Origin of the sequence: Segetibacter sp. (assembly GCF_025963695.1) — a bacterium.
GTDB lineage: Bacteria > Bacteroidota > Bacteroidia > Chitinophagales > Chitinophagaceae > Segetibacter.
In genome coordinates this window covers 32,998-45,863 of record NZ_JAOQAH010000031.1, presented here as the reverse complement: position 1 = coordinate 45,863, position 12,866 = coordinate 32,998, and the positions used below count along the sequence as shown (strand labels likewise).

Annotated in this window: 14 protein-coding genes; 8 read left to right on the top strand and 6 right to left on the bottom strand. The window is 37.9% G+C overall.

The annotated features are described in order from the left end of the window. Positions 1–44: 44 nt before the first annotated feature. From JWR87_RS04800 to JWR87_RS04790, 3 genes are all read left to right on the top strand, one after another. The gene (locus tag JWR87_RS04800) at positions 45–1,208 is read left to right on the top strand and encodes a putative sugar nucleotidyl transferase (RefSeq protein ID WP_297816226.1); all 1,164 of its coding nucleotides are present in this window, start codon (positions 45–47) and stop codon (positions 1,206–1,208) included. A 49-nt stretch (positions 1,209–1,257) separates the two neighbouring features. After that, the gene (tpiA, locus tag JWR87_RS04795) at positions 1,258–2,022 is read left to right on the top strand and encodes a triose-phosphate isomerase (RefSeq protein ID WP_297816224.1); all 765 of its coding nucleotides are present in this window, start codon (positions 1,258–1,260) and stop codon (positions 2,020–2,022) included. Positions 2,023–2,180: 158 nt separating this feature from the next. After that, positions 2,181–2,651, top strand: coding sequence for a DUF4268 domain-containing protein (locus tag JWR87_RS04790; protein ID WP_297816222.1), 471 nt, complete (start codon positions 2,181–2,183; stop codon positions 2,649–2,651). A gap of 69 nt (positions 2,652–2,720) precedes the next feature. Here JWR87_RS04790 and JWR87_RS04785 read toward each other — a convergent pair whose 3' ends face one another. Then, the gene (locus tag JWR87_RS04785; RefSeq protein WP_297816220.1) at positions 2,721–2,996 is read right to left on the bottom strand and encodes a hypothetical protein; all 276 of its coding nucleotides are present in this window, start codon (positions 2,994–2,996) and stop codon (positions 2,721–2,723) included. Positions 2,997–3,782: 786 nt separating this feature from the next. On the opposite strand from JWR87_RS04785, the gene JWR87_RS04780 reads away from it, so the two are divergent. Continuing rightward, positions 3,783–4,310: a hypothetical protein gene (locus JWR87_RS04780; protein WP_297816218.1), complete on the top strand. Its 528-nt coding sequence runs from the start codon at positions 3,783–3,785 to the stop codon at positions 4,308–4,310. 546 nt (positions 4,311–4,856) lie between these two features. Here the strand turns inward: JWR87_RS04780 and JWR87_RS04775 are convergent. Both JWR87_RS04775 and JWR87_RS04770 read right to left on the bottom strand, forming a co-directional pair. Further along, positions 4,857–5,438 (bottom strand): sigma-70 family RNA polymerase sigma factor, encoded by a 582-nt coding sequence (locus tag JWR87_RS04775; RefSeq protein WP_297816216.1) that lies wholly within the window; start codon positions 5,436–5,438, stop codon positions 4,857–4,859. Between the two features lie 353 nt (positions 5,439–5,791). After that, complete coding sequence (locus JWR87_RS04770) at positions 5,792–6,793, bottom strand: MBL fold metallo-hydrolase (protein WP_297816214.1); 1,002 nt, start codon at positions 6,791–6,793, stop codon at positions 5,792–5,794. A 715-nt stretch (positions 6,794–7,508) separates the two neighbouring features. Between JWR87_RS04770 and JWR87_RS04765 the strand changes: the two genes are divergently transcribed. From JWR87_RS04765 to JWR87_RS04755, 3 genes are all read left to right on the top strand, one after another. Next, positions 7,509–8,405, top strand: coding sequence for a J domain-containing protein (locus JWR87_RS04765; protein WP_297816212.1), 897 nt, complete (start codon positions 7,509–7,511; stop codon positions 8,403–8,405). A 19-nt stretch (positions 8,406–8,424) separates the two neighbouring features. Then, on the top strand, positions 8,425–8,721 hold the full coding sequence (locus JWR87_RS04760; RefSeq protein ID WP_297816210.1) for a chaperone modulator CbpM: 297 nt from the start codon (positions 8,425–8,427) through the stop codon (positions 8,719–8,721). 132 nt (positions 8,722–8,853) lie between these two features. After that, positions 8,854–9,030, top strand: coding sequence for a hypothetical protein (locus JWR87_RS04755; RefSeq protein WP_297816208.1), 177 nt, complete (start codon positions 8,854–8,856; stop codon positions 9,028–9,030). 124 nt (positions 9,031–9,154) lie between these two features. Here the strand turns inward: JWR87_RS04755 and rsmG are convergent, their stop codons facing one another. From rsmG to JWR87_RS04740, 3 genes are all read right to left on the bottom strand, one after another. Beyond that, on the bottom strand, positions 9,155–9,778 hold the full coding sequence (gene rsmG / locus JWR87_RS04750) for a 16S rRNA (guanine(527)-N(7))-methyltransferase RsmG (RefSeq protein ID WP_297816206.1): 624 nt from the start codon (positions 9,776–9,778) through the stop codon (positions 9,155–9,157). Positions 9,779–9,822: 44 nt separating this feature from the next. Then, the gene (locus JWR87_RS04745) at positions 9,823–10,947 is read right to left on the bottom strand and encodes a glycosyltransferase (protein ID WP_297816204.1); all 1,125 of its coding nucleotides are present in this window, start codon (positions 10,945–10,947) and stop codon (positions 9,823–9,825) included. A 156-nt stretch (positions 10,948–11,103) separates the two neighbouring features. Continuing rightward, positions 11,104–11,808, bottom strand: a complete 705-nt coding sequence (locus JWR87_RS04740) for a hypothetical protein (protein ID WP_297816202.1) — start codon at positions 11,806–11,808, stop codon at positions 11,104–11,106. Between the two features lie 247 nt (positions 11,809–12,055). Between JWR87_RS04740 and rpiA the strand changes: the two genes are divergently transcribed. Beyond that, positions 12,056–12,733: a ribose 5-phosphate isomerase A gene (gene rpiA / locus JWR87_RS04735; RefSeq protein WP_297816200.1), complete on the top strand. Its 678-nt coding sequence runs from the start codon at positions 12,056–12,058 to the stop codon at positions 12,731–12,733. The last annotated feature ends 133 nt before the right edge of the window (positions 12,734–12,866 follow it).

Sequence of the window (12,866 nt, the reverse complement as noted above, 5' to 3'; positions counted from 1 at the left end):
GCAAGGGCAGTTAATTCAAATTTAACTGCCCTTAATTATTTCATATGAATATTATTTTATTCGACACACCGTCACGGAAGAAATTGTTTCCTCTTACACTAACAAGAGCGGTTGCTGACCTCAGAATGGGTATAGTAACAATAAAGGAACGATGGGAAAAAATGTCAGGTCGCCAGGCTTTTGTTCTCACCGACACTTACCTTCAATCTTCTTACATAAATACTCCTTCAGGGGAATATTTTTTTGTTGATGCCTGTGTTATTCCAAGTCTCGAACTAATAAATACGATATCAGCCTTAAAGGCAAATGAGGCAATTAAAGATCATAATGGCCTAATAGCCGGAAGAGCCGTTATAAACGCTGCACCTTCTATCAATCATCTTTCTTCACTTTTTAAGCAAGTGAGTTCAATACCACCAGTACAAAGAATTGTGTTTCCTTTTGATTTATTACTACTCAATCAGCAAATGATTGAATCCGACTTTACCCTGTTTACAAAAGGTAGAATTTCGAACGACACCAATGACACCGTTCACATTACTAAAGTGTCCCGAATATTTATTGAAGAGGGAGCCCTTATTGATCATGCCGTTCTAAATGCATCAACCGGCCCTATTTATATAAGTAAAAATGCAACCATTATGGAAGGCTGCTTTATTCGCGGCCCTTTTGTTTTGGGAGAAGGTGCAGTTCTTAAGATGGGGGCAAAGGTGTATGGGGCAACTACTATTGGTCCGCACAGTATGGGAGGTGGCGAGATTAAGAATAGCATCATAACGGGTTACAGTAATAAGGCGCACGACGGCTACCTGGGCGATAGTGTAATAGGTGAATGGTGTAACCTGGGCGCCGGAACCAGTAATAGTAATTTGAAAAATACCGGTGGTATTGTACAACTTTGGAATTACGACTTAAACGGCTATGTGCCGGCAGGAAATAAGTGTGGCGTTATTATGGGAGATTATTCCCGTACGGCTATTAATTCCTCAATAAATACCGGCTCTGTTATTGGTGTTTGCAGCAACGTTTTTGGTACAGGACTTCTGCCGAAGTTCATTCCTGATTTTACCTGGGGTTCAGACGCAGCTTGCAGTTATAAGTTAGAAAAAGCAATAACCGATATTAGCAACTGGAAAAAGATGAAGAATAAAACAATCGGTGAACAGGAAACACAGGTTTTGAAACATATCTTTGAAACTTTCCGATAGGAAAACGTTGTAAGCACAATAAAAACTTCAAAGAAAAAAAGTACTACATATGAGAAAACAAATAGCGGCTGCCAACTGGAAAATGAACCTGACGATTAACGAAGCTGAAACATTATTGTACAGCATCCTCGATGCAAACGTTGAGGTTTCCGAAAATCAAAAAGTTGTTTTTGCAGTTCCCGCACCCTACCTCACCCTAGCCGCAAAAAAAGTTGCTGATAATAACAATGTGTTTATTGCAGCTCAAAATATTTATTCAAAAAAATCCGGAGCTTTTACCGGCGAGGTGTCTGTTACCATGCTTAAAAGTATTGGGGTCAATTATGCAGTTATTGGCCACAGTGAGCGTCGGGAATATTTTAATGAAAGCAATCAATTCCTGCGCGATAAAGTAAAGCTGTGTTTGGAAGAAAGCATCGTCCCTATCTTCTGTTGCGGCGAGGCTTTGCCTATTAGGGAAGTTGACCAACAAAATCAGTTCGTTCAAACCCAACTTGAAGAGAGCCTTTTCGATTTGTCTGCCGATGAAATGCAGCAGGTAGTAATAGCCTACGAGCCTATATGGGCAATCGGTACAGGAAAGACTGCAACCAGCGAACAAGCCCAGGAAATGCATGCACACATTCGCTCCCGGCTGGCGCATAAGTACGGCGATGCGGTGGCTAACAACGTGTCCATTTTATATGGCGGAAGTGTAAAGGCGTCGAATGCAAAAGAAATCTTCGGAAAGCCGGATGTTGATGGAGGTCTTGTTGGTGGAGCATCGTTGATAGCTGATGAATTTGTAGCAATTATTAAGGCACTTAAATCTTAGACCCGTAATAACTTATTTTTAAAGGCAGCATTTTAAAAGTGCTGCTTTTTTTGTTTCAAACAGCTGCTTTCCATGGCATCGTCGTTGTGTCACTCACTTGTACATCAAATCATGATGGTCGTTTGCGCGGTTGTAAAATAACTCCCAACCTAATCACTATGTTCTCAAAACAGGAAGCTTCCCAACTACGAAAAGAATTTTGGACAGTATTTGGGCAATACATGAAACCTGTTCCATCTTTTGAAGGAGAAAAGGTTAATTGGTTAAATTATAAAACAGGGGAGAAAGACGTGTTATTTAAAATGGAAGCAGATAATAAAATGGCAACCATTGCAATTGAAATAGCGCATGCAGACTTAGAAATTCAGCAATTGTATTATGAGCAGTTTGAGCAACTAAAAAATATGTTTAAAAATGTAGCAGGTAACAATTGGACCTGGACTTTACATTCAAAAGACGAAAATGGAAAAGTCGTCAGTAAAATTTTTAGCCAGACCGTTGGTCTCACCGTTTTTAATAAAGCTGATTGGCCTTCCCTTATTTCATTTTTTAAACCTCGCATTATTGCTCTCGACGAGTTTTGGAGTACGGCCAGATATGGTTTTGAAAGTCTGCGGTTAGGCAGATAACATAATTAAATTACCAGTCATAAAAAAAGCTGCCCTTTACGAACAGCTCAATTATAAATATAATATTGGCTACCCGTTAATCTTCAACTCTTCTTCAATCAATTCATTAAAAATGCTCTCATTTTTAAAAATCCAATCGGGTAAAGGTTCGTCGCCAACAATCTTCCATGTATTCTCAGATTTTGCCATCTTAAACATTTTGCGGTTTCCCCTGTCATCACTAACGTCAACAGAAAATAATCCTTCTTTCGACCCGCTGATCTTTCTAAAATTAAATTCTCTTAATTGGCCGTCTGCCTTAACCAGTTTAGTAAACTGTATGTTTTTTATAAATTCTATTTTCATATATAAAAGTACTCCTCTTGCTGTTATTGTAAGTTGCGAAATTAAACATTAAAAAGGGCAAAAACCGCATGCAGTTCCCATTTTTGTATTACAACTTCGCCCCCGCGATGTTAGTTTAAATTATAAAGACTGATTTTGTAAATGTAAGTGTTCGCGCTTTTTGTTCCCTTACAAACACTTTTAATTTTGGTAGAAAGAAGTTAAATAAAGAAAAATAAAGTTTTTGGCCAAACGAGGCGCGCGAAAGGGGCTTACAATTTCGATCACATAAATGACTCGATTGCTTCAACAAAAGGCATTACTTTCTCACCCCAGGCATCTTATTTACACAACTTAACAGTTCCCCGTAAAATTTTACAAGCGTAGCCAGAGCCAGCTGTATGTACCATTCTGTCAAAACTTTCACTATACTTAAAAAAGTACGGCAGCTCAATTTTCTACTAACATGCATCTGTTGCCGCAGCGGAAACTTTACATGGCTATGCGTGCCTTTTATTTAATTTTAATGGTGGTAACGTACGCGAAACCTTAAGAAATGAAGTTCCCTCAGCTAAGGGTTACGCGGTATTTCTAAGAATTCTCTACAGGTTATTTTAGTATTGGCTAAACAATTTTGCTCAGCATTGTTGTGTCACTCCCTTCTACTGCTGTTTCTAATGGCAGCTTTTATAAATAAGTGTTGAATATTGGTTTACCGATTATTCCGCTTCATCCCCTCGAATAAGTTTTTTTTATCACGTTAGTAAAATTATTTCTATTAAATTCATCGTCTTAAATCTTTAAAATATGAGTTTTCATCAAACAGCTATAAAAAAGCTTACTGGTAAATCAACTGTTTTTGTAACTGCCGCTGCGTTCGCTGCCATATGTTCTGCACATACAATTAGACAGAGCGCCAACTTTTCGGGCGACTGGACATTAAACGCACAAAAAAGCGAACTGGGCGAAATGGCCGGGAGAATTCCAACAAAACTTAAAGTTACTCAGACTGCAGATGCGGTAACAACCGAAAGAACTTCAAGTTTCAATGGGGAGGAACGAAAAACAAACGAAAAAATAACCCTTGATGGAAAAGAGTCTGAAAACATTGTATTTGGAACTTCGAAAAAGAAGTCAATAGCTAAATGGGAGAGTAACGGGCAGACTTTAAATCTTAACTCTAACATTTTGTTTGAAAGGGATGGACAAACGATGGAGATTAAAGGAACCGAGAATTGGAAACTTTTAGATGGTGGAAAAACGCTTTCAATAGAATCGACTTCAGTTTCTACAAGAGGAACATTTGCAGCTAAAGCAGTTTACGAGAAGGGGTAAAGATTTTTAAATTTACAGCACTATAAAACGCAATAAAAAGGTTCCTCAGTAGGGGAGCCTTTTTTGCTTTTAATCAGGCATTCTAAAGAAATAACTTTTAGGTTTATTTGATTCTTGGTTCAATTTTCAATTAACAAATTAAACTTATCTCGTAGAGATACCCATTCAGTTAATAGTCTAAACGGAAAGTTTTTCATCTGCACTAATTCAATAATAGAAATGTCAAATAGATTTTTTATGGACGTAATGTGGTTGGCTTCCATAAACTTGTGCATGTCGCGGCTACAAAAAAGAAGTCTGGAATTATTTACCATAGAAACAGTTTACAATACAAAACGGATCGGGTGTGTAATTATTGTAACGCTACAGGTGCAACAAGCGAGCATGTAGTCCTATAATTCGCGGTAGTTTTTTCGTGTTTTCGAGAAAAGCTTTTTCAGGTAAAATACGAAAGGCTTCCGTTTCACTGGAAGCCTTTCGTATAGGGTAGGTAAGGGGAGTTACCTATTCGTGTAAATATTTTCAAATCTTTCTTTGTTCTGTTATTTATAATGCGATTTGCTTTTCAGCCATTATTTTTCTCATGTTTAATAAACCATAGCGCATACGTCCCAATGCCGTGTTGATACTGCAATTTGTCATTTTTGCAATCTCTTTAAAACTAAGGTCAGCATAATGACGTAAAACAATTACTTCTCTTTGTTCCTCTGGCAACATGTCCAGGATAGCGCGAATCCTGTCATGGCTTTGGGTTTTCATAATAGCTTTATCAGCACCATCTTCCATTATATTAATCACTTCAAAAATATCCCTGTCATCACTCGTTGTAATAGTGGGTGTACGCTTAACTTTTCTAAAATGATCTACACAAAGATTGTGTGCAATACGCATGGCCCATGGCAAAAACTTGCCTTCCTCATTATAACGGTTGTTCCGCAACGTATCAATGATCTTAATAAAAACATCCTGAAATAAATCTTCAGCGAGGTACTTGTCTTTTACCAATATGTTTATCGAGGTAAAGATTTTGTCTTTGTGACGGTTAACTAAAATTTCTAAAGCACTGTTGTTGCCTTCTTGAAAAGACTGAACGAGTTGGTTGTCGGTTGCCTGTGTTAGGATGTTCATTGTTAGGGTTTTCTGTAGGATTAATGGATAATTTTCTTAGGATTGGATTTAGGTTGTTGTCGCTCACTACCCGGGGAAGCCTTCCCTTTTTTGGATTGTTGTTGATAACAATACGAAGAACGTCGATCCGTTAGTTAAAGAATACGTTCTTGAGGTAAAAGGATAGCCGAAAGAGACACATTCCCAAATTGGCGTTAATTATTAGAAACTGGAATTGCGAGCGGTTTGGGATTAATCAGAAGGGAAATTAAAATAAGAGGCTGCAATAAATTATGCTTATCGGGCAAAAAAGATTGCAAATCGAAAAACGTTCTGCTTTAACCAACCGAAAGAGCCAGCGAGATAGCCGTGCTTCATCGCTTATATGTTTCCCACCATTTAGAGTTATAAGAATTGCCATTAACGATAAAGGTTTCACCAGGCCTGGGAAGTATCAGTTTTACATTATTTATTTCAGCAGCTTTTATAACACGCTCTACAGGTTCCATCCACGGGTGAAATGCAAGATTGAACAGTCCCCAATGTATAGGCATTAGCAGTTCTCCTTTTAGATCAATATGAGCCTTCACTGTATTTTCAGGTCCCATATGTATGCTTTCCCATTCTGTGTTATAAGCCCCGGAATCAAGCATAGTTAAGTCGAACGGTCCAAGTTGGTTGCCAATTTTCTTGAAGCCGTCGTAGTAGCCGGAGTCAGCGCCAAAGTAAACGTTATGTGCCGGACCTTTTACTGCGAAAGAACCCCACAAAGTAGAAAAGCGGTCATTAATCCATCTGCCCGAAAAATGTCTGGCAGGCAACGCAGTGATTACAAAACCGTTACCTAATTCAATCGACTGCCACCAATCTAATTCTGTCACCAGGTCTTTATCTGCCCCCCAATTAATCAGCCTTCTACCTACACCTAGCATAGTAATTACCGGAATGCGTTTAGACAAAAGGTGCAGCATAGCATTTTTATCCAAATGATCATAGTGGTCGTGCGACAGCAATACATAATCAATCGCAGGAAGATTGTTTATTGGAAGTGGATTATCGAAAAAGCGTTTTGGTCCCACCGCTGTAACAGGTGATGCCCGCTGGTACCATAACGGATCAGTAAGAAAACGTTTTCCATCTATCTCTATTAAGTTAGATGAATGCCCCAACCACGTTACCCTAAGTTGGCCAGGTTGTAATTTATTCAACACCGTAAGATCGGCTTTAAAAGGTCCGGGCGGGTGCAAAGGCGAACGGTCGCGATGCTTTTGCATATACATTTTCATTATCCTTACAAAAGAACCTTTACCCATAACATCTGTAGGAACGGGGTTCAGGAAAATTTTTCCGTTGAAATGATCTGATTGATAATTCATATAAATAAAGATAGCAGTAGTACAAGTGATAACCTTTTATAGAAAATTTTGTTGCAAATATTTTCATTTCGAAAGATTGGGTTACAACAATATGAATTTTATGGGCAGGTTAGCTGCTGCCTAAAACAATAAGCTTTATATAAATGCTCCAACTTTCTTTGCCAGGCTGGGTTTCTATTGTTGCAAGCAAGCGTTGCCTCGAAAGGCATTGGGAGAGCTTTGAATATAAAACCTAATGGCCTGCTTGTCGAAGAGAATTTGTAGGGAATGATGTACTAAGCAGGGGAGCAAGCAGGTGCTTTTGTTGCGTCGCACACTTCGACTAATGTTTTTAATTGGCCTGATAGGATCTTCGGTACCTCCAATATAAGTTAACAATCACAGCCTGAGTGCCCGCTTTATGCTACCGTAAATACTATTTATAAAAGCTTTGTTATTACTGTAAATTATTTGAACACCTAATTCTGTTACTACTTGCAAAATTGTCAGACCGATCTTAATTATTGTTCATTTCGACTGACAATGTTTTAGTGCCATTTTTTTAAAAATTCGAAATCCTGCAATGGTCTTAAATTTGAAAAGTATTACTCGCGCAACCACACCGTGGTAAAAGTTGCGAAACGATATGCAGTTGAACGGAGCGTCGCAACAATGCATCCAGGTGAACAATAGTTTGTCGGACAGGTTACAATTTTATAAAACAAAGCGATAAAGCATGGAGTATGTAGATTATTATAAAATACTTGGACTGGCCAAAGATTCGAGTGATGAAGACGTTAAAAAAGCGTTTAGAAAGCTGGCCAGGAAATACCATCCCGACCTTAATCCAAACGATAAGGGCGCCCATAAAAAGTTCCAGGAATTAAATGAAGCCAACGAGGTATTGAGCGATCCGGAGAAGCGGAAGAAATACGATAAATATGGTAAAGACTGGCAGCACGCAGAAGAATTTGAGAAGGCAAGACAATCGCAAGGGCGTCGGCAATACAGTACAGGAGGCAACCCTTATGCAGGTGCAGGCGGCCAGGGCGATGAGGATTTTTCGGATTTCTTTTCATCGATGTTTGGCCGGTCGGAAGGTAGGCGGGGTGGCGGGCAAGCAAAATTCAGAGGACAGGATTATAATGCAGAGTTGCATTTAACCCTGCAAGATGCGTATGCAACTCACCAGAAAACCATGGCTGTTAACGGAAAAAACATAAGAATTACAATACCGGCTGGCGTAGAAGATGGGCAGGTAATAAAACTTAAGGGACACGGAGGGGAGGGGATTAACGGCGGACCCAACGGCGACCTGTATATAACGTTTGTTATTGCGCCGCACCCCACTTTAAAAAGGTTGGGAAACGACCTTCATACTACCGTTGACATTGATTTATATACCGCAGTTTTAGGTGGCGAGATAATGCTTGAGACCTTGTCGGGTAAGATAAAATTGAAAGTAAATGCTGAAACGCAAAATGGAACCAAAATAAGATTGAAGGGAAAAGGGTTTCCGGTGTACAAAAGCGACGGGGAGTTCGGAGATCTGTATGTAACTTATTCTATAAAAATTCCCGTCAACCTGACCGAAAAGCAAAAAGAGCTTTTTCGCGAATTATCTGAATCCTGATTTATAAAAAGTATGGTTTATGCAAACAGATGAATTAATACTTACAGAAGCCTTTTGCAATTACTATAAAATTGATTATTCCTTTATCGCCGACCTGCAACGAGTCGGTCTTATAGAAATAACTTCAGTTGAAAGAGCGACCTACATTCCCGAAAGTGAATTACAGAAACTAGAACAATTGGTTAGGTTACATTACGACCTTGATATAAACCTTGAAGGTATTGATGCGATTGCTCATTTGCTCGAAAAGGTAAAACACCTGCAGAACGAGGTAATTGGGTTAAAAAACCGGTTAAAGCTTTATGAAGATTTTTAATGATTTTTAAAAAAGGTTTACAAAATATTAAACTGTTAGCTTTTAATAGAAAATTAATGATGTTTTACCGTTGATATTTTGAAAAGGATATAATGGAGTCTATTTTCGCCATAGACCCAAACCAATTTTTATATGAAGAAGTACTTTTCGGAAAAAAACGCATTAACTGTAATGGCCAGCCTGTTTTGCCTGGTGATGATGTTTATTGCTTTGATTAATAAACAAGCGTATTGGGAGGCTGCTGCTTTTGCCCTGGCATTTAGTTTCTCTATTGAGGTGGTTTGTCATAGAGCGAAGGAAAGTAAATAAAATTATTACACATTGTCATATTATAGCCTGCGTTTATAACGTGGGTTTTTATTTTGTATGAATTGGAAAGAGTGACGATATCCTCGCTGTGTTGAGAAAGTGACAGGTCTCTAACGGTCAATAATTACCTTGTTATGTGTAGTAAGTGCTTTTCTTTAAAATAATCTTCCTCGAACATTTCATCAATAGCTATCATTCTAGGTTTAACTGTGCTTTCTGCAATCTCCTGCACAAGATCTCCACCTTTTAAACAGATCAATCCATTTGGAAGCTGTTGCTTATTACCTTTTTTAATTAGAGGATAAGCCCATCTCCATAAATCTTTAATTGGTGCCACAGCTCTTGAAACTGCGAAATCAAACTGCCTGTTTTTAATTTCTTCTGCACGTGTATGTTGAGTCGTTATGTTCGTTAATCCAATTGCACCCGAAACTTCATTTATAACCTTAAGCTTTTTGGCAATACTGTCAACAAGATGAAATCGTACATCAGGAAAAAAAATAGCTAACGGTACACCAGGAAAGCCGCCGCCCGTGCCAATGTCGATAACGTTGGTTCCCGGCTGAAACTCTATAGTTGCAGCAATGGTAAGTGAATGTAAAACGTGCTTCAGGTATAAACTTTCGATGTCTTTGCGTGAAATAACATTGATCTTGCTATTCCATTCTTTATACAATTCTTCCAGCCGGGCAAATTGTTGCAATTGCTTTTCATTAAAATCGCTGAAATATTTAAGGATGACTTCCATATGAATTATTTATTTGAATTAGAAATTAGCAAATGATCAGTTTCCTAATTCCATGATTTTTTTGCCTTCTTAAATAAAGCTGGCAAAAACAATACGTAGTATACACACATCCACAATTCGAATAACAGAAACATGGGAAACAGATCTGCTTCGTTAAGTTTTTTCATGGTTTTAAAGTAGATAAAGGCCTGCACTATTAATCTAACTCCAAAAGCAATAAGTGCCATCCACCAACTAAAAAAAATGGCAGCAGCAATAAAAAGGGGATAAAATAAAAATTGCGTTGCTGAATACATTCCAAGCAACCACTTGTGCTTTTTCTGGTAGTATTTAGCTGTTGAGTAATGCCTTGTCTTTTGCGTAAACCATTCTTCCCAGGTTTTTTTTGCCTTGCTTAAAGTATGCGCTTCAGGATCTATTACAATAGCCGTATTTTTTTTTGTTGCCACTTTATTTATAAAAAGGTCATCATCGCCGCCAGGTATAAAGTTGATAGATGAAAAACCTTTGTTCTTAAAGAAAACTTGCTTCTTATAACTAAGATTTCGACCCACTCCCATATAGGGTATGCCGGCAAGGGCATAACTTAAATATTGCAGAGCCGAATGAAAAGTTTCGAAGCGGATTATTTTATTCAACATGCTATCGGTTTTGTTATAAGCACCGTAGCCAAGTACAATTTCAGTTTCACCGCTGTATCCATCCTGCATCAACTGAATCCAATTCTCGCTGGCAGGAACACAATCTGCGTCGGTCAATAGCAGCGTTTCATATCGTGCCGACTTTATTCCCATGCTTAATGGAAATTTTTTTCCGGAGATCATCATCGCATCCTGGGTTAACGAAACCGGGATGAGGTTTTTGAAAGTTCTTTTAAGCTCGTCAATCAGGTACTTTGTATCATCGGTAGAATTATGATTTACCAAAATAACTTCATTAGAAGTGGGGTAATTTTGAACTAATACACCCGGCAGATTTGTTACAATATTATCCGCTTCGTCACGTGCACAAATAATAACAGAAACAGGTTGTTGCTGCGACTGTGATTTAGCTTGCACTTCATAAAAGGCTAGGCGACTAAAAATAGCTATGTAATAAAATAGTTGAATAATGGTGACCAGGCAAAAAGCAGCAAAAACAATCTCACGCCAATGACTCAATAACATCATCCGGCAAAAATAGTCTTTGCATTAAATGGAATTTTAATCAGTATGACTTTGTGGAAAATTTGACGATAAGATTAGAGATACTTCTAAAAGGCTTTTTTGGGCTTGGTAACGTTATGAATGAAAACTACTTCTCTAAATAGAAAGTTTTCTTTACTATTAGTTGTTGATACGATCAACTAATGACTTTATTTCTTCCTCCTTTTTGAAGGGTAATATTTTCTGAGATAGATAATTATCAAAGTCTGCTTCGTAGCCTGGTAATGCTTTTTTCAAAGATTTTACTTTAGTGGTGATTTCTGAAATGTGCTTGTTGATCACATTATAAATAAAGAGACGATGCTCTAACTTATATTCTTTTTTAAAAGGACTTCCATAAACATACCGCTCATTAATTGTCTTATTTCTAAATTTCAATAACTCGAATTTCGCACCATCGGCCACTATCTGGTAGAACGATTTACTGGTCTGTTTTCCAATTGCAGGATATCCGCTCCTGAATAGAAACGTTTGTACTTTTCCTTCGTCTGTAACCGGCAGCACAAAGTAGTCTACCGGCAGAATAAAAGTCATTTCGGTACTGTCTTTTTTAAGATAAAGCTGTTGGTTAACGAGGGAAAGATTGAGGAGGACGTCTTTGAATTGCTGCCCGGTTTTAAATTTCACTACTCCTTTTTCAAAGCTTTCATTTAACATAGAAGATCCATCAACTACTTCCTTTGCTGATGGTATCGGCCCGCCAGTTGCATCAGTTGCTTGAAGCACCGCTCCTCGGGCTCGACTAATAACACTGATAGTTGGATCTACCTGGCCATAGATCAACGAAGAGCTTGTAAATAATATGAATAGTAAAAAGTATTTCATCTATTAGTTAATGAGTAAATCTAACAAATTATAATGTTTGAGATATTGTTGCTGGCAGGTTGAGCGTCTTTGTTTACTGTAGCTGCAAATAAAGGGCAGTTCAAAATTGGATCGCTACGATAACTAAAATGGGGTTGATGATAGTTTGTTTAGTAGCGCAAAAAATTCAAGGTGACCGAAGCTATTATTACAACTTTCTGATAGTTATTAAATAGTTCGTTACTTACAACTTAAATCGTACGTGGTCATGGACTTAAAAATGCAAGCAGCACAAAAGGCAGCTACATTAGTTGAAGACAACACTATTGTAGGGCTGGGAGCAGGTTCTACTATTGCTTATTTAGCCGGGTTTTTAGAGTTATTAATACGGGATGGTTTAGACATCAGGTTTGTTACATCGTCTTTTTCTACAACTCTAATGTTGCAGAAGAAAAAGCTTCCTGTTTACTCTTCCGCACTCTTTAAAGAAATGGATATTTATTTTGATGGATGTGACCAGTTGGACAAGCAATTGAATGCTTTAAAAAGCGGAGGGGGAATTCATACCCACGAAAAGCTATTAGCTTCAATGGCAAAACAATTTGTTTTAATCGGGGATGAAACAAAACTGGTAGAAAGTTTTGATTTAAAGTATCCGGTTGTTCTTGAGATACTTCCTCAATCCGTTGCATTTGTTCCTTATAAAATCAGCCAGCTTTTCAAAGGAACAAAAGTTGACATGCGAATGACTGGCAAAGACGGGCCTGTAATAACTGAAAATGGAAATTATTTAATAGATGTATATTTTGAAAAGTGGCCAGACCTTTCTTCAATTAATCCCATTTTTAAAAGCGTTTCCGGAATAGTTGAAACATCGCTGTTTTACCGAATAGCAAACAAAGCTGTCGTTGCCCGTAAAGAAGGTGTTATTGTTTTAGAAAGGTAACGCTACCATCTTTGTCGTTAATAAGATCAGTTTTTCTACTACCTGGAAATAGCCCGGTTATCGGTTGTTTTAAAAAATAGACTAGTTTTAAAATATAATTCAAACACTTTTTATTCCTTCATCATTCATAAAT